The 20,173-nt window shown below is 65.2% G+C and carries 13 protein-coding genes, 1 tRNA gene and 1 pseudogene; 7 read left to right on the top strand and 8 right to left on the bottom strand.

Annotated elements, in window-relative coordinates; genetic code table 11:
• Both ASG20_RS11855 and ASG20_RS11860 read right to left on the bottom strand, forming a co-directional pair.
• A complete protein-coding gene (locus ASG20_RS11855) occupies nucleotides 1-1,611 on the bottom strand; it encodes a ShlB/FhaC/HecB family hemolysin secretion/activation protein (protein WP_056052384.1) in 1,611 nt (536 codons plus the stop codon).
• Nucleotides 1,612-2,170: 559 nt separating this feature from the next.
• Nucleotides 2,171-2,545 carry a hypothetical protein gene (locus ASG20_RS11860; RefSeq protein ID WP_156364260.1) on the bottom strand — a complete coding sequence of 125 codons (375 nt, stop codon included), beginning with the start codon at nucleotides 2,543-2,545 and terminating at the stop codon, nucleotides 2,171-2,173.
• A 489-nt stretch (nucleotides 2,546-3,034) separates the two neighbouring features.
• Between ASG20_RS11860 and ASG20_RS11865 the strand changes: the two genes are divergently transcribed.
• The 3 genes from ASG20_RS11865 (at nucleotide 3,035) to ASG20_RS11875 (ending at nucleotide 5,550) form a co-directional block, all read left to right on the top strand.
• Nucleotides 3,035-3,307, top strand: coding sequence for a PadR family transcriptional regulator (locus ASG20_RS11865; protein WP_056052390.1), 273 nt, complete (start codon nucleotides 3,035-3,037; stop codon nucleotides 3,305-3,307).
• Nucleotides 3,304-3,939 carry a hypothetical protein gene (locus ASG20_RS11870; protein WP_056052393.1) on the top strand — a complete coding sequence of 212 codons (636 nt, stop codon included), beginning with the start codon at nucleotides 3,304-3,306 and terminating at the stop codon, nucleotides 3,937-3,939. The genes ASG20_RS11865 and ASG20_RS11870 overlap by 4 nt, the downstream gene beginning before the upstream one ends.
• A gap of 117 nt (nucleotides 3,940-4,056) precedes the next feature.
• Nucleotides 4,057-5,550 carry a serine hydrolase domain-containing protein gene (locus ASG20_RS11875; protein ID WP_082470912.1) on the top strand — a complete coding sequence of 498 codons (1,494 nt, stop codon included), beginning with the start codon at nucleotides 4,057-4,059 and terminating at the stop codon, nucleotides 5,548-5,550.
• Nucleotides 5,551-5,751: 201 nt separating this feature from the next.
• On the opposite strand, the pseudogene ASG20_RS19405 reads toward ASG20_RS11875, so the two are convergent.
• A pseudogene (locus tag ASG20_RS19405) lies at nucleotides 5,752-5,830 on the bottom strand.
• Between the two features lie 1,776 nt (nucleotides 5,831-7,606).
• On the opposite strand from ASG20_RS19405, the gene ASG20_RS19905 reads away from it, so the two are divergent.
• Both ASG20_RS19905 and ASG20_RS19910 read left to right on the top strand, forming a co-directional pair.
• Complete coding sequence (locus ASG20_RS19905) at nucleotides 7,607-8,146, top strand: hypothetical protein (RefSeq protein WP_236698767.1); 540 nt, start codon at nucleotides 7,607-7,609, stop codon at nucleotides 8,144-8,146.
• Between the two features lie 47 nt (nucleotides 8,147-8,193).
• Nucleotides 8,194-8,628, top strand: a complete 435-nt coding sequence (locus tag ASG20_RS19910) for a hypothetical protein (protein WP_231420713.1) — start codon at nucleotides 8,194-8,196, stop codon at nucleotides 8,626-8,628.
• Between the two features lie 21 nt (nucleotides 8,629-8,649).
• Here the strand turns inward: ASG20_RS19910 and ASG20_RS11885 are convergent.
• Nucleotides 8,650-8,725, bottom strand: a tRNA-Thr gene (locus ASG20_RS11885).
• Nucleotides 8,726-8,937: 212 nt separating this feature from the next.
• Between ASG20_RS11885 and ASG20_RS11890 the strand changes: the two genes are divergently transcribed.
• The gene (locus ASG20_RS11890; RefSeq protein ID WP_156364262.1) at nucleotides 8,938-10,077 is read left to right on the top strand and encodes a PAS domain-containing protein; all 1,140 of its coding nucleotides are present in this window, start codon (nucleotides 8,938-8,940) and stop codon (nucleotides 10,075-10,077) included.
• A 76-nt stretch (nucleotides 10,078-10,153) separates the two neighbouring features.
• Entirely contained in the window at nucleotides 10,154-14,770 is a 4,617-nt protein-coding gene (locus ASG20_RS11895) for an NAD-glutamate dehydrogenase (RefSeq protein WP_056052401.1), read from the top strand.
• A gap of 159 nt (nucleotides 14,771-14,929) precedes the next feature.
• Here ASG20_RS11895 and ASG20_RS11900 read toward each other — a convergent pair whose 3' ends face one another.
• The 4 genes from ASG20_RS11900 to ASG20_RS11915 all read right to left on the bottom strand — a co-directional run bounded on the left by ASG20_RS11900 (nucleotide 14,930) and on the right by ASG20_RS11915 (nucleotide 20,108).
• Entirely contained in the window at nucleotides 14,930-16,039 is a 1,110-nt protein-coding gene (locus ASG20_RS11900) for a PepSY-associated TM helix domain-containing protein (protein ID WP_056052404.1), read from the bottom strand.
• A gap of 154 nt (nucleotides 16,040-16,193) precedes the next feature.
• Complete coding sequence (locus ASG20_RS11905) at nucleotides 16,194-16,877, bottom strand: Fe2+-dependent dioxygenase (RefSeq protein WP_056052407.1); 684 nt, start codon at nucleotides 16,875-16,877, stop codon at nucleotides 16,194-16,196.
• Nucleotides 16,871-17,617, bottom strand: coding sequence for a tetratricopeptide repeat protein (locus ASG20_RS11910; protein WP_056052410.1), 747 nt, complete (start codon nucleotides 17,615-17,617; stop codon nucleotides 16,871-16,873). The genes ASG20_RS11905 and ASG20_RS11910 overlap by 7 nt, the downstream gene beginning before the upstream one ends.
• Before the next feature lie 7 nt (nucleotides 17,618-17,624).
• Nucleotides 17,625-20,108 carry a TonB-dependent receptor gene (locus ASG20_RS11915; protein WP_056052412.1) on the bottom strand — a complete coding sequence of 828 codons (2,484 nt, stop codon included), beginning with the start codon at nucleotides 20,106-20,108 and terminating at the stop codon, nucleotides 17,625-17,627.
• Nucleotides 20,109-20,173: the final 65 nt, after the last annotated feature.

The raw sequence follows: 20,173 nt of genomic DNA on the forward strand, positions 1-20,173 counted from the left end.
TCAAAATCCTACACCGGCGGAAAGGCCGAACCGAACGCGGTTGCGATTGGGGATCTGGCGCCCGAACACCGGACGCGCCCCGAATACGTCGACGAAGAACGGCCCACGCCGCGCCCTCAGACCGAGGCCGCCGCCGCCGCGCGCGCCGGTCCCTTTGCGGACTGCGCCCATGTCGAACAGGACATACGGACGGAACCCATCGGTGATCTTGGCACCCAGCTCCTGGCGCAGATAGAAGCCGTCACGCCCCAGTTCGGCGGTGTCGGTATCCAGGCCGCGGATCGTGTATGGGCCGCCGATCTGGATGAGATCCGAGCCGAACAGGTTCCGGTCGCTGACCTGCCCGTGAAACTCGGCACGGTATCCGTCGATGAAGCCCTGGCCCAAGGGCACGAACAGTCCGAAGTCGGCGTTGACGATCCGGTAGCGTGCACTTGGCAGCGCATCGGGCCGATCGTCCGGCTGCTTCTGCGCGCCGAGGATGCCCAGACCGATCCGGACGCCCACCGACCCGTCGAACCGCGCCGCGCCGAACGTCCGTCGATCGATCAGCCGCACTTCGAGGTCGGTGAGATCCTGTCGCTGGATGCCGATCTCGACATCGTTGATGAAGTTGCGACCCCATCGCCGCGCCAGCCCGAAACTGATCGAATCCTTCGCCGTCTGATTGCGGTAGAGAACCCGCTCGGCGCCGATCGCGACCCGGTCGAGTGTGCCACGCGTGCCGAAGCTGCTGACTTCGCCGACCACGGTCTGGCTGTAGCGATTGGCGGAGCCGCTCGCGTTGAACGTCCACCACCCGGCCGGCACGGAGATCGATCCGCCGATGCCGCGGCTATCGGCGGGCACGCCGGGCGAATCCGTCCGGCGATTATAATAGGCGCTGATCACCTCCGAAAAGCCCAACTGCCCAAGTTCGGCGACCTGCGCCGAGCCCTGGTAGCGCCCCACCCGTTCGCCGGCGAAGTTGTTGATCGACAGCGATCCGGCGATCGGCCGCGCCTGGTTTACGGTGACGTCGAGGACCGACTGGCCCGGCGCATCCCCCGGCACGATATCGACGGCGACGGTGCGACCGGGAACGCTGCGCATCTGCTCCAGCCCCTGTTCCAGCGCGCGCAGATCGAGCAGGTCGCCGCGCCCGACCGGCGTCGCACGCCCCCACACCTTGGTGTGTGCCGTCTTGTTGACCCGGATATCCTCGACGACGCCCGGCACCACGACGATGCGCAGCGTGCCGCTCGCGAGATCCTGTTCGGGCAGGCCTGCGCGCGTCGTCACCAACCCATGTTCGATAAACGCGCCCTGCAGGCTGCGGACGATGTAATCGAGACCAGCCGTCCCGACGCACCGCCCGCGATACTGCGCGACGAACCCCGGCACCCATTGCAACTTCGCAAGGCTCGCATTCTCGACGACGATGTCGCGCACCGTGAAGCAGCCGGCCTCCACCGGAAAAGGCCCGAGCGGCGCCGGCTCGTGCCGCTCGATGGTCGCGACCGGCGCTGCCTCGCGCGCCGCGCGTTCTGCTGCCTGCTGCTGCGCTCGGATACGCGCCTGTTCCTGATCGGCGGGCGAGGCCACCTGTGCCTTGGCAGTCGTCGACAGCAACACGATGCCGGTAAATGCAGCAACCCATATACACGGCAGGCGACAAGATCCGCCCCTAGCTCGTTTGGCCGATCCCCTAGTCATGCAAGCCCCGTCCCTGTTTGAACCAGCGATACATTCGATGTTCGTAAATTTACAAGAACGTTATGTGCTCAAAGACGGAATTCACCTATCTCAGATAGTTAATGAAATACTGCTCAAGGGCAGCAGACGCCGAGATGGCATTCAAAATGGACTATTCTGGTGTTCACAAAATATTCGAGGATACGCTGATCACTCCGCAAGCAGCGGATAAATATTCCCCGGTACTCGCTGCGCTCTCACGTCGGCGGGTCGGTCCACGCCTCCGTCCCCTCGGAAGGCGGGGCCGTTCGCACACTACGAAAGGACCCAAACCGGGACATTCGCGCGCCCTTTCCCGCTCCCCAAATTTAGACATTCGTTCATCCTCGCGCTGAGTGAGCTTGGCGAAAGATCGTCCGTCTTGGATGTCGTGAAGGGGAAGGAAAGCGGTCTGACCGCTTGCAGGTGGGAAATGCGGTAAGCTGGCATTAGCTATTCAACACGAAGAGGAGGCAGTCCTTTTGAGGGCGATTGCAGCGTTGGGGGCGAAGGTTAGGTTGATCGCCCGATCGTTGATCGGCCAGAGAAAGCCGCCAGTGCCGCCCGTCGCTATGACCAGACCACCTCGCCCGCTCGCAAGGGTGAGCCCACTAACCTCCACAAGGTAGCCGTGCTTCCCTCCCACCGGCTTTACAATCCGAGATGAACCTGCCGCCGTTCCGTTTATGGCGAGCCTGCCGTTGGCTTCGAGCAGCAGCCGATTAGCTCCATCCGAGTAGCACCCGACGAAGGGCTCGATAGATGCGTATATGGGCTGGCGGTTGCGGGTCTCGATCACGACGATGAAGAGGCCAACGATCACGGCGATCAACGCCCACGACACCAATCTCGAACTTGGACGATTACCCATCCCGCGTAGCTGAACCAATGGCCGTTTTCGGGCAAGTTGATCGTGCACCTGAATGTCTATGTTTGGGCGTAAGCGGTCGGGGTATCGCGGGGGTATATCGCGGCTACTGTCGCATGAACCTCAAAGGCTTTCGGCGGAGCTTGGGAAGTCGCGGCGGAGGGGATCTCCGCCGCACCTAATGTCCGATTTGGGAGGAAAGCGGACGGGCTGCTTTCGGGAAGATGGGTAGCGATCGCAGCCGTTGGGCGGCTGCTTACTTCCCAAAAAGGAGCAAGAACTGGGAAGCCGCATCGGTTTCCAAAATTCACGTCAGTTGAGAAAAAAGCTTAGTCCCGATCGCCTTATAAAGTGTCGCTCTCGTGGTGCTTCGGTCGGGCAGATACCCATTGACGGCTAAGTCTACATATGTGACGTTTGACCATGGTTCGTGCCCGACGCCCTTCGCAACAGATGCGGCTCCTGTTGGAAGCGCTATCGGCGCGCAGTCAGGAGTGGCGTCACGGCTATGACCTGATGAAGCAGACAGGGCTCCAGTCCGGGACGCTTTATCCATTGCTTATGCGGATGACGGAGCAAGCCTTGGTCGAGGCGCAATGGTGCGAGCCCACACGCCCAGGACGGCCAGCTCGCCACGCTTACCGGTTGACGGCTGCCGGCGTCGCCTTGGCGAATGCCTCGATCACTGCGAACAGCGGACCGGGCTTGCGGGCGGCGCTGGCATGAGGGTGGCGCTCTCCCGCGCCATCCTTACGCTCGCCACGCTCTGCATGAGAAGCAGAGACTATGGCTGGGGCATCGCTATGCAATCCGAGCTAGAGGAAGCAATTGCCGACGGAGGCGGCTTGCGGTTTGCCTTCGGTTGCCTCGTCGCCTCCTGGGGGCGGATGCCGGCGCACGACGAAGGCCGGTTCAGCCTTACGATCCATGCGCTTGCGCTGGGGCTGATCGTGCCGATAGGCTCGTTTCAGGTTGTTGGCCTGTGGCACGGCTTTCCCGCCATGCTAAGCATCGGCGACTTCGCGGTGCCTAACAGCCTTCAGGGCTACCTTATGACCAGCGCCTATCAAGGGCTGACGCCATTGATAGCGGTGGTTTCGCTGGTGCTCGGCGGGGCGCATCTGCGGCTGGCGTGGACGCTGCTCGACTGTGACTGGGCGCGTGTCGAAGCAGCCGGTGCAATGAGCCTGGCTGCGGCGGTCACCATCATCATCCTGATCGGCTTGCTTGATTGTAATGTCGGTCAGGCGCTGCGCCAGGTCGCGATCCTGCTCCTTGAACTAGCGATCGTCGCGGCCTTGGCGCGCTGGCACGCCGAACTACCGCAACCTCCACAGGCCGATCAGGCGGCCACATGAAGAGGTCTCGTTGCCAGGCGGCCTTGTCCTCACACGGGCGGGCGTGAGTCGCAGTGAAGCGATCCGCGCCGACCCATTGCTAGGGCGGAATACAAAGCCATCGAGAGGAAACACGCAATGCAGCGGTTAGGAAAATGCTACTTGTTCGGTGCGGCGGCTGCGGTGGCGTTCGCCGCTCCCGCTAGTGGGCAGACCGGTCGTTGCCCCGTGCCCGCGTTGGCGGCGGGTGGCCCCGACAACATCCACACGCGCTATGTCGAAGGTCATTTGCAACCGCCGGTTATTAAGTCCGGCGCACGGCCGTTCAGCCTCGCCGACCGGATGCGCCAGTACGATGTGCCCGGAATCAGCGTCGCCGTAATCCACGACGGCAAGATCGTTTGGGCGCGAGGCTGGGGCGTTCGCGATCTGACGAGCTGCAAGCCCGTAACGCCGAATACCGCCTTCCAGGCTGCGTCGATCAGCAAGGTCGTGACCGCGGTGACGGCGCTCCGCTTGGTTGAGCAGGGTAGGATTAAGCTCGACCAGAACATCAACGAGGTGCTTCGTTCCTGGCAGCTGCCGAAGGACGCGAAGCTGGCGCCAAACGGCATCACACTACGCGAACTGTTGAGCCATACGGCCGGCCTGGGGGTTCATGGCTTCGGCGGCTACCAGCCCGGCTCACCGCTCCCCACGCCCGTTCAGATACTGGACGGCGTGTCGCCCGCGAACACGCAGCCCGTGCGCAGCATATTACCCGTGGGCGGCCAGTTCGAATATTCAGGCGGCGGCTATGTAGTAACGCAGGTCGCTCTATCCGATGTGGGCCGCACCGCCTTCGCAGACCTCGGCCGACGCGAGGTTCTATCGCCGCTCGGCATGACGCGGAGCGCCTTCACCATGCCACCATCGCCGGCGATCCTGGCCAATGCGGCGTTCGGCTCTGCGCAGGGCAAGCCCATGCCCAGCAACTATCAGGTCTACCCCGAACTCGCGCCGGCCGGCCTGTGGACGACAGCTACCGATCTCGCCCGCCTGCTGATCGACCTTCAGGCGTCGGCGGCAGGCAAGAGAGGGCACCGCCTATCGCCGGCTATGACCCGCCTGATGATGACGCCGGTCAAGGACAATTGGGGACTTGGGGTCGCCGTATATCCCGAAGGAGCGCCGCGCTTCATGCACGACGGCGTGAATGCCGGATACGAATCCTTCATGGTCTCCTACATTGGCAAGGGCGACGGGATCGTCGCGCTGACCAACGGGGGCGACGGCCGGCGGCTGATGGGCGAGGTCATCCGCGCAATCGCGACCGATTACGGCTGGTCAGATGTCGCCGCACCCGCGACCGAGGAAAAGACGCTGTCGCTCGCCGAACTGTCGAAGGCGGCCGGCCACTTCGAGGGGGGCGGGCTCAAGGTGGACCTCGAAGCACGATCCGAGGGATTGTTCGCCAGGCTTGTCGGCGGGAACATGGCCGAACGCCTGATCGCCCTGTCCCCAACGCGCTTCCGATCAGAGGGACTTGGCGTCACGGTCGAGTTCGCGCCTGACTTCTCAAGCTGCACAATGATCGAAGGCGCGCCGCCCATGAAGATGGTACGGTCAGCGGGCCCGCGCTCAGCTTCCTAGCACAATTGATCAATTCCATTGATGCCGAAACACGGACCGATCAGATGGAACTAGGACGATTGTTCCACCGTAGTGGCGACCGTCCATGGCGCTGCCCGCTAGCCGCTCTTGGAGACGAAGAATGGGGAAAAGGCGCGCTTAACGAATGGCCGTTATCGGACGCCCCTATCGTCAGCCTGAATGTCCGGGTGTGGGCGAAGTTGCCAACGGCAGGGAATCGAACCCGCACCCGTCTCCGGGATCGCTGTAGCGATACGTCTACCAATTCCGTTACGCTGGCACGGACAATATTCGGGCAAATCCCCTAGTTAAGCAATGTCCGGTTTCGGGTGGCGCGGTTCGCTGGTGGAATGGCTATATTTGGGCGAAACTCCCCGCCAGCAGAAGGCTGGCAAGACCCAATTGCGGACGCTCACGCCCCTTCCCTCGCTTCCCAACTTCGGACGCTGGTTCATCTTTGCGAAAACCGATTTTGAAGCCCGACTATCCGCTCGCGAATGTCGTGATGGGGAAGGAAAACGGACGTTCCGTTTACGCGAACGGGTGGCCAGCATCTTCCTCATAAGAGTAGATATTCCAGGGCTCGGGCATCGCGGGCAGCTTTGCCTCGAAACAGGTAAGGTGGCACCACCACGTCTTCGTGACCTCCGAGCGTGTGCCGATTGTCAGGTAGGTCGGATCGACCCCAGAATAGTCAAAATTGCCACAGAAGCAGCATGGGGTCATAGGTTTGGCGTCGCTCATAGCGCGAGCTTGCCCTAGTCGTCGAACGTCTGCAATTAGGCGTAAGCGGAGTGGCCAGAATGGGGAGGTTAGTGGCCTTCCGGTTCGATCACGACGAAGACGCAGGGGAGATCGATAACAGCTTATCCGCGATAACTTCGTTAGGCGACATTCCCATATGGCCAAACCTGCCTGGACAGAGTGAACGGCGGCCATCAATTGTGATAGCAAAGTCGCGAGGCGTATCACCCTGCATTGAGGCGACCGCAGACCGGGGCGGGTTAGGGACCTGTAGCCACACATCCCTCGTTTGCCTGCCGTCAGACGAAAGCGTGAAGTACGAACCCTCAAGATCCACGTGCCAAATCCCGGTCAAACGTTGGGACGGTCCAAACGGGAAGCATGTGATGTCGCCGACATATCGGCCCTGCCTTAGATCACCCCCGTAGCACCGCTCCTCGGTAAGTTTCGGGTCACGCGCCTCGACACAGCTTGCGAGGCGAGGGACGGCCTGATGGCAGGAAGCGAGAGAAAGCAGGTATGTGAGTGCGATCCACCTCATGCTTGAGAGACTGGCGGACATCGGGGATGTCCGCAACTGGGCGCAGACAGACCCACTTGGACAGTTGCGGTAACGGCCATCCCGTTGAATCGAACGCGACCCCCACTCGGTGGGCGTGATGCCACCTCAACTCCGCGGTGCCCTCCCAATGTCCGGTTTGGGAGGAAAGCGGAACGTCCGCTATTGGGGAACATGGCGCATCCGACGCCAAACTTCCGGACGATGCCGCCGCCTCGGATTCGCGCGGCGAGCGGCTCCCCGCTCGCCGGCGCAAGCTTCATAAGGCGATCTAATGAGCGCTCCCTCGATCGTCAGACTCGATCAGAAGCTCGCCCGCGCTGCCGAGCTTGGAAAGGGTATCCGGCTGGAGTCCGCCGACCTCGACCTGCTCGGTAGTCTCGGTCTCTTCGACATGACGCACCGCGCCAAATCCGATTATCTGAAAGAACGAACACAATGTCGCGACGCACGCCGCCGGTCTATCAACGGGGCAAATACTGGCTCGCTCATGACGAACGAGCAGACGGAACCCGGCGGACCCCCAATTTCTATGTCTGATGGTACGATTCCGCCACGCGACGCGAGCGCAGCTCGTCAACGGGTACGGTAGACGAAGCCGCGGCGATCCTCGCACTCGACAAGCTTTATCTTGCCGATAAAGGCGAGGCCCCGGCCTTCTGCCACGCCTGCGGCCAGTCGCTGGCGCAGGCGCAGACCTATCTGCTGAGCGACGCCATCGCCGACTATAAGATCGAGTGGGGCGACACGCGCGTGTCGGCGGACACGATCGCCGGACGCCTGGCGCACGTCGTTGCGTTCCTCGACGCCGAGCAGGCACTGGGCGCGGAAGGCCGATTTGGTCACGCGACCAGCTGCGCTGCCGCCTGCTCGTCAGTCTTCGTCCACGCGTTTCGCGCGTGGTCGCGGTTGCAGCCGGTCGAATGGCGCAACGGCAAAGGCGAGGTCACGGTATCGCGCATCCGCTCACCGGCTGCGACCGAGGCATCGATCGCGCAACTGATCGCGGTCCTAAACCACGCCGCCAACGCCGAGCCGCCGCGCTCCGACAAGCGTCCGATCTATAAGCCCCTTCCCGCCCGCCAAGTGCAGCGCCAGCGCCGCACGCGAATCGGCGTTGACGAACTGGCGAAGATGTTCGCCTACGCGGCCGAACCCGATCGCCAGCGCGGCTCGCTCCACGCATTTCTGGTCGCCTCAGTCTGCACGATCGCGCGACCGGGCGCAGTGATGGATATTAGCGTTGCCCCGAACGCCAGCAATGGTGGCCCGGCGCCCCAACTATCGACCTGAACCCGCAGGGTCGGACGCAGAACAAGAAGCATCGCGCGCTGCTACCTGTGCTCCCGCTACTCGATCGCTGGCTGCGCGCCGAATACGAGACGTACATCTCACTCAAGCCTGTCGAGCGTTCGGGCTGCGGCTGGCTGGTGAACTATCACGGCCGCCCCGTGCAGGATGTCGACCGCGCTTGGGACACGATGCTGACGAAGCTCGAAATGCCCAACGGCCGCGAGTGGCGCCCCTATGTTCTGCGCCACAGCTTGGCGACGCTCGTTCGCAACCGCGGCGCCGAGAAATGGGATCTGGAGGGCTTCATGGGCCACCGCGCCGGCAGCCAGACTGAGGTCTACGCGATCGGCGAGTTCCCTAGCGTCGTCCGCGCTCTGGAGAGCATCATCTCGGAGATCGAAACGCTCGCTCCGGGTGCAATGCACCGGAACCGCACCGGAGCCGAGAAATCCTCGACCATGCGGGAAAATCTTAAAATGTGAGTACTCTCAACAACTTGTCGATGGTGCCGCTTACAGGACTCGAACCTGTGACCCCCGCATTACGAATGCGATGCTCTACCAGCTGAGCTAAAGCGGCCCGACGACGGACGTATCCGGTCGAGGTCGCGGCGAATACCAAGGGATTTGCGGGCTGACAAGCGGTTTGCGTCTTTACCGGGCGTTTACCAAACGGCGTGCAAGAGCGTGGCTGAAAAACGGGGGCCCTTGGGCATGGATACGGTACGCGGCCTGGACAACGAACGCAGCGACGGTCCAGATGGTCCGGTCGCTCGCGGAGGATATGATGCAGTGAGTTCGGGTTTCGGAAATTCGGGTTCTGGGAGTTCCGATTTCGGAAGTTCGGGTTTCGACGGCACGGACCGCGCGACGTCCAGCGATGCGCGTCATTCGACCGATGCGGGCGTCAACGACGTGATGTTCGATCTCGGCGGCGATGAGCGGCGGATGCACGTCCGCGCGTACAACCACTGGGTGTCGCTGCTGAAGGACCGCCCCTACCCGTCGATCGCCGATCTCGAGCCGGAGACGATCACCGATTTCGGCCCGCACAGCGTGCTGCTCGATTTCAGTCGCGGCATGGGCGACCCCCGGATCGCGTATCTCGGGCGTGCGCTACGCGAGGAATGCGGGCTCGAGGGGCCGATCGCGACGATCGCCGACGTGCCGAGCCGCTCGCTGCTGTCGCGGCTGACCGACCATTATCTCCAGATCATCGCCAATCGCGCACCGATCGGTTTCGAGGCGGAATTTGTCAGCAGCCGGGGGCGGACGACGTTGTACCGCGGCATCCTGATGCCGTTCGCGTCGGGCGGCGTGACGATCGACTTCATCTACGGCGTGATCAATTGGAAGGAACTCGCGGACGCCGATCTGCAGGCGGCGCTGTCGGCCGAACTGGATGCGGCGGTTCAGGGCACGCCACGGGTCTCGGGTGCGGCCGCGCAGGTCTGGGCCGATGGTCCGAGCGGCGGGTTCGATATCATGCCGGCCGAGCCGACGCCCATGCCGGCGCTTGTCCTGGATGATCCCTTGCCGGCCGAGTATGTGCTCGCCGGTCCGCTCGGCGAGCAGCTGGCGATGGCGCGCGAGAGTGCGGCACAGGTGCGGGCTGCCGAAGCACGCAGTCGTGCGGCGCTGCACCGGACGCTGGGTCGTGCGCATGATCTCGCGGTGTCGACCGAGCACGACGAGGGCGATTTCGCCACGCTGTTCGCCGCCGCCTGCCTGCCTGGCCAGACGGACGTCATGATGCAGATCGTCACGCTGGTCTTCGGCGTCAATTTCGAGGCGACCCGACTGGCGACGTTCGCGGCGGTGCTGCGCCACGCGCAACGGCATCAGGTGCCCGCGGGAGGTTTTGCAAGCTTTCTCGGCGGTTTCGATGGCGATCTGATCGCGATCGCAGCCGCCGAACACGCCGCATCTTAGGTGCGCCGCAGCATTCGCCTTCGCACCTGCCACAAGGGTTGAGATAGGCGAATAGCGGGCGCATAGGCCCTGACCTATGGCGAACCAATCGTTGAACACGCTCACCGAAACCCTCGCGGGCCGGTTGACCGAACGGGCCCTTCCGGGCGAACTGAGGGACTTCGGGGCGAGCGAGGTCGCGCAGGCCGCGGCGTTCGTCGCCGCGACCGCCGCGCACCGCGACGACGGTGCGCCGGCGATCGCGATCGAGCCGATCAGCGCGGACGACACGCGGCGGCGGATGCGGCTCGCGATCGTCAACGACGACATGCCGTTCCTGGTCGATTCGATCGCCGCGGCGATCGGCGCGCAGGACATCGCGGTCGACCGGATCATTCACCCCGTCGTCCGCACGACGCGCGCACCCGATGGCACGCTGCATGCGATCGACGCGGACGGGCAAGGCGCGGGCCGCCCCGAATCGATGATCTACCTGGAGATGGAGCGCGCCGATGCGCGTGACCGTCGCGGGCTGATCGAGGATCTCACGGCTGTATTGGCCGACGTCCGCGCGGCGGTGACCGACTGGCGCGCGATGCAAGCCGCGCTCGACGACGATATCGCCAAGCTGCCCGAGGGCGAAGGCGCCGCGCTGTTGCAATGGTTCCTCAACGGCCATCTGACACTGCTCGGACATCAGATCTGGCATCGTGACGGGAGTGGCCACGCCGCGCTGGGTATTGCGCGCAACGAGCACCGTGTGCCGATCCTTGCCGAAGCGTCGCGCGCGCTCGCGATCGAGTGGTTCGAGGCGGGCAACGACGCGCCGTTGTTGCTGAAGTCGAACTTGATTTCGACCGTCCACCGCGCCGTGCCGCTCGACCTCGTCGTCGTGCCGGTGATGGAAGGCGCGACCGTCGCCGGGCTGTCGATCTATAGCGGGCTCTGGACCAGCGCCGCGCTGGCCGCAATGCCGCGCGACGTGCCGGTCCTCCGCACGCGACTCGCCGCGATGAAGGCGAAGTTCGGGTTCGATCCGCGCGGTCATGCCGGCAAGGCGTTGACGCACGCGTTCACTGCGCTTCCACACGATCTGGTCATCGCGTTCGCACCCGATGCGCTCGAGGATCTGGCGCTGACCGCGATGAGCATCGCGGATCGGCCGCGGCCGGCGCTCGTGCTCGTCGAATCGGCGCTCGGGCGTCATCTGTTCGGGTTCGTGTGGTTGCCGCGCGACGACGTCACCACCAGCCGCCGCGTCGCGATCGGCGACATGCTGGCCGAAGCGGCGAATGCGAGCGTGCTGAACTGGTCGATCGCGCTGGAAGACGGCGAGGTCGCGATGATTCGCTACACGCTCGATCTGCGCGGCGATGGCCGGATGCCCGACGTCGCGCCGCTCGCGCTCCGGTTGCAGCGGATGGTGCGCGGCTGGGTGTCGGACGTCGAGGCCGCCCTGGTTGAGACGTTGCCACCGCCGCGTGCGGCGCGTCTTGCGCTCAAATGGGCGGCGGCGTTCCCGCAGAACTACCGCAACCTCAGCACGCCCGCCGAGGCCGCCGAGGATATCCAGCGCATCGCCGCGCTGGGCGATGCGGATGCGCGTGGTGTGCGTCTCGTACCCGGTGAAGCCGGCGCCGATCCGCAGCTGAAGATCTACAAGCTCGGCGGTGCGTTGCCGTTGTCCGACGCAGTCCCGGTGCTGGAGAATTTCGGCTTTCGCGTGATTGGCGAACTGCCGACGCGGTTGCGCGACGACAGCGTGCCGTTCGTCCATGACTTCGTGCTGGAGGCGAACGACGCCGCGCAGCAGAGCGACGCGCCCGTGCTCGAAGGCGCGATCGCGGCGGTGCTGGAAGGCGCGGCCGAGAACGATGCGTTCAACCGGCTGATCGTCGAACTCGGGATGCGTCCCGAGGCGATCGTGCTGTTCCGTGCGTGGTTCCGGTATCTGCGCCAGGCGGGGCTTCCGTATGGTCTGACCACCGTGGTCGACGCGCTGCGGCGTGCGCCGAAGGTTGCGGCGGCTCTGATCGCGCGGTTCACTGCGGTCCACCATCCGGAGCACCCAGGTAACGCGATCGAGGCGGATCAGGCGATCGAAGCCGGGCTAGACGCGGTCACGGCGATCGACGACGACCGCATCCTGCGTGCGTATCGCAACCTGATCGCGGCGACTCTGCGGACCAACGCGTTCACGCCCGCCGCGTCGGAAGCGCTCGCGTTCAAGCTCGACAGCCATCTGATCCCCGGTCTCCCCGCCCCCGTGCCGTGGCGCGAAGTCTGGGTGTATTCGCCTCGCGTCGAAGGCATCCACCTCCGCGCCGGCCCGGTCGCACGTGGCGGCCTGCGCTGGTCCGACCGTCGCGACGATTTCCGCACCGAGATCCTCGGGTTGATGAAGGCACAGCGCGTCAAGAACGCGGTGATCGTGCCGACCGGCGCGAAGGGCGGCTTCTATCCGAAGCAACTCCCTGCCCCGTCGAACCGCGACGCATGGCTGGCCGAGGGTACCGAGAGCTACCGGATCTTCATCCGCACCCTGTTGTCGATCACCGACAACATCGTCGAGGGCAAGGTCGTCCATCCCGACGGCGTGACGATCCTCGACGGCGAGGACCCGTATTTCGTCGTCGCCGCCGACAAGGGCACCGCGACGTTCAGCGACGTGGCGAACGCACTCGCGCTCGAACGCGGCTACTGGCTGGGCGATGCGTTCGCCTCCGGTGGCTCGGTCGGATACGACCACAAGGCGATGGGCATCACCGCCAAGGGCGCATGGCTGAGCGTCCAGCGACACTTCGCCGAACGCGGGCTCGACGTGCAGAGCGAGAGCATCACCGTGGTCGGCTGCGGCGACATGTCGGGCGACGTGTTCGGCAACGGCATGCTGCTGTCGAAGACGCTGAAGGTCATCGCGGCGTTCGACCACCGCCACATCTTCCTCGATCCCGATCCCGATCCGGCGACCAGCTGGGACGAGCGCAACCGTATGTTCGCGTTGCCACGGTCGAGCTGGGCGGACTACGACGCCAGCCTGATCTCGAAGGGCGGCGGCGTGTTCGCGCGCACCGCCAAGGTGGTGAAGCTGTCGCCGCAGGTGCAGGCTGCGCTCGGCGTGACGGTGAGCGAGATGGAGCCGGGCGCGCTGATCTCGGCCATTCTCAAGGCGCCGGCGGATCTGCTCTGGTTCGGCGGCATCGGCACCTATGTGAAGGCGGCATCGGAAGCGAACGTCGCGGTCGGCGATCCGGCGAATGACCGGCTGCGCGTCAATGCCGAGGATCTCCGCGTGATCGCGATCGGCGAAGGCGCGAACCTGGGCGTCACGCAGGCCGCGCGCATCGCGTTTTCGGCACGCGGCGGGCGGATCAACACCGACTTCATCGACAATTCGGCAGGCGTCGACTGCTCGGATAACGAGGTCAACATCAAGATCGCGCTCAACCGCGAGATGATCGAGGGCCGGCTGGAGTACGAGGACCGCAACACGCTGCTCGCCAGCATGACCGACGACGTCGCGCACCTGGTGCTGGAGGACAACCGCCTCCAGACGCTCGCGCTGTCGATCGCCGAAGCGGACGGCGCGGTCGCGATGCCGAGCTATGTCCGCGTGATCGAGATCTTCGAGGGCACCGGGCGGCTCGATCGGGCGGTCGAGGGGCTGGCGTCGAACGATATCCTGCTGCGCCGCGGCCAGGATGGCCTGGGGCTCACGCGGCCCGAGCTGGCCGTGCTACTGGCGACCGCCAAGCTCGGGTTGCAGGATGCGATCGAGCATAGTGATGTCGCCAAGGACGACGCTTTGAAGGCGGATTTGCATGCCGCGTTCCCGGCGGCGATGCGCGAGCGCTTCGCGACGGCGATCGACGAGCATCGGCTGCGGCCCGAGATCGTCGCGACCAAGCTCGCCAACCGGATCGTCAACCGATTGGGCATCCTCTACCCGTTCGAACTGGCGGAAGAGGAAGGCGCGGCGATGGGCGATATCGCGGCGATGTTCGTCGTCGCCGAGCGCCTGTTCGACCTGCCCGCGTTGTGGGCGGAAATCGAGACCGCGGTGATGCCCGAGGCGGCGCGGATCGCGCTGTTCGACGAGGTGGCGGTCGCGACCCGCTCGCAGATCGCAGACCTGTTGCGCGTGTCTGCACCGGGCGCCGTGCCGGGCGAAGTGCTCGCACGGTTGGCGAAGGGCATCACGCAGCTCGACAGCCAGACCGCGGCGTTGCTGCTTGAGGAAGCAAGTGCGCAGAGCAGCCGCATCGCGGGGCAGCTCGAAGCGGTCGGTGCACCAGGCGATCTGGTGCGCAAGGTCGTCCGCCTGTTCGAGATGGACGGCGCGGTCGGACTTGCCGATCTCGGCGAGCGGATGACGCTCGACGAGGCGGTCCTCACGCGCGCGTTCACGCATCTCGGGCAGGCGCTCGGGCTCGACTGGGCGCAGGCAAACGCCGCGCGGATCAGCCCGACCGATCCGTGGGAGCGCCTGCTGATCGCGGGCCTCGCGCGCGATTTCCAGCAGCTACGGCTCGAATTCCTCGCCCGCCGCGGCGCGCAGGATCCGCAGGGCGCCGTGGAAACGTGGCTGGCCGCAAATGCAACGCGCGTGGCGCAGTTCAAGGCGGTAATCGACCGCGCGCGCCACGCGGCGGTGCCGAATGCGGCGATGCTAGCGCAGATCGCCGGGCAAGCACGGGTATTGTTGGGGCGGTAACTTAACCCCTCTCCCCTGCGGGGAGAGGGAGGGGCCCGCGTGCTCTTGCGCGTGGGAGGGTGAGGGGAATGAGGCTCGGGACGCTGATCCCAACAGCCCCTCACCCTTCCGTCGCCAAGAGGCTCCTCCTTCCCTCTCCCCGGAGGGGAGAGGGACAGCCTAGGTCGCCCGTCGCGCCGCCAGCTCCGCCTTCCACCCCCGTGCACGCCACCACATGATCACCCCGGTCACCGCCAGCACCGCCGGCAATATCCCTCCGAGGAAAATGATCACCTGCCACAGCGCACCCATGTCGGTGCCGTCGTGGATTCGCCGCATCCACCGCGCCACGCCGCCCTGAGGCCGCGCGGGGGCAGCAGTCGCGCCGCCGGTGTCGTCGGCGATCTTCACCCCGACCGGCGTCGTCCCGCGCGCGAACGTCACGGTCCAGTCGGCGCTGAGATCGGTCGGCCAAGCGACACTGCGCAACGGCGCGCCACCCGCCAGGGCGCGCGCCTTGCCGATCGCCACGGCAAGCGGTTGCGCAGGCTTGGCCAGCGGTCTCGCACGCATCATCGCGCCGCGATCGGGCCCGCCTCGGGGCCGCGACGCCTCCCCGTTGATCTTCCCGAAGAATTGCGGGAACGAGATCCACGCGCCGGTCAGCGACAGCACGAACAACGGCAGCGCGATCCAGAACCCGAACAGGTGATGCAGGTTGGTATCGACGTTACGGTGCCGCCGGAACCGCAGCCCGCGCGACCATTTGCCGACCGTCGGCCACCACAGCCAAAGCCCGGTGAAGCACGACACCATCATCGCCACGCCGATCCAGCCGACGATCGATCGCCCGACGCCAGGCAGTTGCAGGCTGCCGTGCAGGACGTGCAGAAACCGCACGAGCCCACCGTTCGACGGCGACACCTCCAGCACGCGCGCAGTCGGCGGATCGAGATACACCATCGTCCGCTGCGGCGGTCCCGGTCGCTTCGATGCAGTCCCGCCGGCGGCGGCGGCAATGACGACCGGTCCGCCATCGTCGGGCATCGTCAACTGCGCGATCCGCTCGCCGTGCGTCAGCCGGGTCGCTGCCGCCGCGACATAGGCGTCCGGGCTGAGCACCGTCGTCCCCGACACCGCATAGCGCGTCGGATCGACGATCCGGTCGAGCGCGTCATGCCACACCAGCGCCGCGCCGCTGAGCGACAACGGAATGATCAGGATCGCAAGGATCAGCCCGATCCACTTGTGGACCTGAAACCACGCCCGCCGCATCGCCAATTTACTCATCGAATATTCCCCCGCTCGCGGAGCGTGTCATGGCAGGCGTACGCAAGTCCATCCATCCCCTTCCCGTCATCCTGACAAAAGTCAGGACCCAGAGCCAAGCAGCGTAAGACCCGGGATCCTAGGTCCCGCCTTTCGTCAGGATGACGGATCGCGCTCAGACATCGGCCCAGCGGCGCAAAAGATTATGGTACACCCCCGTCAGCCGCACGGTCGCCGGATCGCCCTGCCCTTGCGCGGCTGCAACCGCCTGCACGCCCTGGTCGAGATCGAACAGGATCCGCCGCGCGCCGTCATCCCGGACCATAGACTGCAGCCAGAAGAACGACGCCACCCGCACACCGCGCGTGACCGGCGCGACGCGGTGCAGGCTAGAGGCGGGGTACACCACCATATGGCCGGCGGGCAGCTTGACCGATTGCGGCCCGAACTGATCCTCGATCACGAGTTCGCCGCCGTCATAGGTCTCGGGATCAGCGAGGAACAGCGTTGCCGACAGGTCGCTGCGAATGCGGAAGTCGGAGCCGCGCTTGATCCGGATCGCAGTGTCGACGTGCAGCCCGAAATCCTGGCCGCCGGCGTAGCGGTTGAACAGCGGCGGAAAGACCTTCAGCGGCAGCGCGGCGGCGACGAACAGCGCGGAGCGGCCGAGCGCGTCGAGGATGATCCCGCCAGCCTCACGCGCTTCGCCGGAGTCCTCGGGCAGTTGCTCGTTGCGCTTGGCGAGCGCCGATTGCTGGCCGGAGGTCGCGTTGCCGTCGATCCATTCGGCCGCATCGATGACGCTCCGCACTCGTGCCACTTCCGCCGGATCGAGCACATCGGGAACGGCGATCAGCATGCCGCACCTTCACGCAATGCGGCCACGCCAGCAGTGCGGAACGCGGGAATATCGCTAGCCGCCAGCCATGCTACGGCCTTGCCCAGAAACGCCGCGTTGCCGCGCGCGCCGGCTTGTTTCAACCAGACCAGCGCCGCGTCGACATCCCCCGCCGCGCCCAGCATCCGCGCGTGATTGAAGCATCCGCGGAAATCGCCGCCCTCCGCTGCCCGTGCATAGCATTCAGCAGCCCGCACCAGATCGCGCTCGCACGCCCATCCGTCTTCCGCAAAACTGCCGACGAAGTTGATCGCCTTCGCACTGGCGAGCCCCGAATCCATCCCCGCGACCGTCTCCAGCAACGCCAATGCCGCCGGCTTGTCTTCGGCGACACCCTCCCCCAGTGCGAGAAGCGTCGCGTAATTATACATCGCCCAATCGAGCCCGCGCGCCGCCGCGACCCGGTAGCATTCGGCCGCACGCGCCTTGTCGACCCGCGTGCCCCAGCCGAGATCGTAGCAGCGCCCAACCATGTTGAGCGCCATCACGTGATGCTGCGCCGCCGCCTTGGTGAACCACCCAAGCGCCGCTACCGGATCGGCCACGACGCCGGTGCCATCGAGCAGCATCTGCCCATACACCGCCTGCGCCTCGGCGACGCCGGCGTCCGCCGCCTCGCGCACGAACGCCGCGCGCTCCTCCGGACTTCCGGAGAGGCGCGCGGCGATGGCGTCGGGCGTGAGGGTATCGATCGCCGTCATATCATCCTCAGAACCGCAGGTTCACCGTGCCGAAGATCGTGCGACCGGCCGCGAGCGTCGCATAGTGGCTGGCATAGGTCTGCGAGAAATAGGTCTTGTTCGTCAAATTCTGCGCATTGACGCTGAGGTCGACATTGTCGGTCAGCTTGTAGCTCGCGCGTGCATCGAAGCGCCAGTAGTCGGGCGTGCTGCGCGTCAGGACCTTGGTCGCCGGGTTGACCGACACGACGCCGGCGGCAGTCTGCGTCGCGGTGCGGTTGTCGGCATAGCCGCCGATCTGCTCGTCCATGTACAGAGCCGTGCCGCCGATCTGAAGCCGCTTGGTCACGGCGACGTTGGTGGTAGCGGTGAAGCTGTTCTTCGCGGTCTGCGGGACCTGCTTGCCGGTGTTGACCGACACGACGCCGATCGTCCGGGCCGGCTGGATACCAGGGAGCGCGGCGGCGGTCAGCGTCGTGAAGCCGCCGTCGATGATCTTCGGATCGAGATGCGTGAAGCCGCCGAAGACGGTCCAGCCGGGCAGGATCGTCCCACTGACGTTGAACTCGACGCCACGGATCCGCGTCTCGCCGATGAACGACGCGGTGTTGTTGTCGTCGAGCACGCGGGCATTGGCGATATCGGTCTGGAACACCGCCGCGCCGAGTTGGAGCTTTTCACCGAACAGGCTGGCCTTGGCGCCGACCTCATACGACTTCGTCTTTTGCGGCTTCAGCAAATTGAGCGTTGCTGCCGTGATCGCATTATCCTCGCGGCCTTCGCCGAGCAGGCTGTTGGGCGGCGTCGCGGCGGTCGCATAGCTTGCGTACAGGCTGGTCTCCGGCGTCGGCTTGAACACCAGGCCGGCCTGCCAGTTGAACAGGTTGTCGACCCGCTTGACCTTGGTTTGCGTCGCGCCCGGAAGGGTGATGGTGGATTCGAACCGATCGTAGCGCGCACCCAAGTTCAGGATCAGCGCCGGCATCAGCGTGATCGAATCGAACGCATAAACCGCCTTGGTATTGGCGTCGTTCTGGGTTTCGGCGGACGTCGCGCCCTTCACGATCGGGGTCGGCGTGGTCGACGTGTCGCTCGTGTAGTTCACCCACGGTGCATTCGGGTTCGGATCGAACAGGCTCACGCAATAGGACCGCGCGATCGTCGCGGTGTTGCAGCGTGGCGAGATCGTCGATCCGTTCGCCGACACGAACGCGCCGCGCCGCGTCTTCTCCCACGAGATTTCGGTGCCGAGCGAGAAGCTGTGCTCGATGCTCCCTGTATCGAACTTGCCGTACAGGTCGGTCTGGTCGACGATGCTCTCGCTATAGCCGTACCGCGTGTTGCCGCGCGTCCAGACATAGCCGCCGGTAAGCACGTCGCCGCGCGTGCCAGCGGCACCGCTGGTCGGATTGACGGCCGCCGTACCAAAGACATTGCCCTGGCTGTCGTCGGGCAGCGTGAAGATATAGCTCTGGTCGCTGTGCGTGTAGCGCGCGGTGTTGCGCAGCGTGATGCCGCCGAAATCATGCTCGACGCGGATCGTCGCCTGGTTGGTGTTGGCATCGCGGAAGTCGCGATTGGCCAGGCCGTAGAAGTTCTTGCGCGAGACGTAGCCGGTCTGGCCGCCGGCGGTCGTCACGGTACCGAGCGCAGGCTGGGTCGAAATGTTGCCGGTGCCGGGATGGTTGGCGATCGTGTAGAGATACGGGATGCCGCTGTCGGGCAGTTCGCTGCTCTCCATATGATAGAAGCTGGCGGTCAGCCGGGTCGGCGTGCCGAGCCCGACCGCGAACGACGGTGCGACACCCCAGCGCTTCGACCAGATCGCATCGCGCCCGGCGACATCCTGGTCGTGCCACATGCCTTCGATGCGGAACGCGGCGGTGTCGGAAATCTTGAGGTTCACGTCGCCGGTGATGCGCTTGTAGTCCGCCTCGCCGTAGCTGCCGCTGAGCGATCCAAAGTTCTCGAGCTGCGGCAGGCGCGACAGGATGTTGATCGTGCCGCCGGCCGAGCCGCGGCCGCCGAGCGTCGAATCCGAGCCACGAACGATCTGGACCGAATCGACCGCGAAGACTTCGCGCGTCTGCGATGCGAGATCGCGGACGCCGTCGACATAGATGCTGCCCTGGCTGTCGAAGCCGCGGATGAACGGGCGATCGCCGATCGGGTTGCCGCCCTCCGCTGCGCCGAAGGTGATGCCGGGCACGGTCCGCAGCGCGTCGGCGAGGCTGTTCGACCCGGTCTGCTCGATCACGTCCTTTGGCAGGACGATCACCGAGCGCGGCGTGTTGACGAGTGGCGCGACCTGCTTGGGGCCGGAGTCGCGCTCGCGCTGACCGTTGACGAGGATTTCGTCGCGTTGCTGTGCATCGGTCACTGGTGCCGCGGGTTTGTCGGCATCCGCCGCATAGGCCGGCGCGGTCGCGAAGGCGCCGACGCACGACAGAGCGAGAAACGCTGGTACGGAGGACGAGCGCGGCAACGATGCGCGCAGCGAAGGTAGCGACATGGACAAACCCCTTTGTTCTTAAGGGGCTCGCTATTGAGAGTCGTTCTCACTGTCAACGCTAATGC

It is taken from the genome of Sphingomonas sp. Leaf198 (assembly GCF_001424005.1).
GTDB lineage: Bacteria > Pseudomonadota > Alphaproteobacteria > Sphingomonadales > Sphingomonadaceae > Sphingomonas.

Excerpts from the sequence above, each read along its gene's own strand:
- ASG20_RS11865 (WP_056052390.1), top strand. The coding sequence starts at position 3,035 with ATGCGGCTCCTGTTGGAAGCGCTATCGGCGCGCAGTCAGGAGTGGCGT.
- ASG20_RS11870 (WP_056052393.1), top strand. The coding sequence starts at position 3,304 with ATGAGGGTGGCGCTCTCCCGCGCCATCCTTACGCTCGCCACGCTCTGC.
- ASG20_RS11875 (WP_082470912.1), top strand. The coding sequence starts at position 4,057 with ATGCAGCGGTTAGGAAAATGCTACTTGTTCGGTGCGGCGGCTGCGGTG.
- ASG20_RS11895 (WP_056052401.1), top strand. The coding sequence starts at position 10,154 with ATGGCGAACCAATCGTTGAACACGCTCACCGAAACCCTCGCGGGCCGG.
- ASG20_RS11900 (WP_056052404.1), bottom strand. The coding sequence starts at position 16,039 with ATGAGTAAATTGGCGATGCGGCGGGCGTGGTTTCAGGTCCACAAGTGG.
- ASG20_RS11905 (WP_056052407.1), bottom strand. The coding sequence starts at position 16,877 with ATGCTGATCGCCGTTCCCGATGTGCTCGATCCGGCGGAAGTGGCACGA.
- ASG20_RS11910 (WP_056052410.1), bottom strand. The coding sequence starts at position 17,617 with ATGACGGCGATCGATACCCTCACGCCCGACGCCATCGCCGCGCGCCTC.
- ASG20_RS11915 (WP_056052412.1), bottom strand. The coding sequence starts at position 20,108 with ATGTCGCTACCTTCGCTGCGCGCATCGTTGCCGCGCTCGTCCTCCGTA.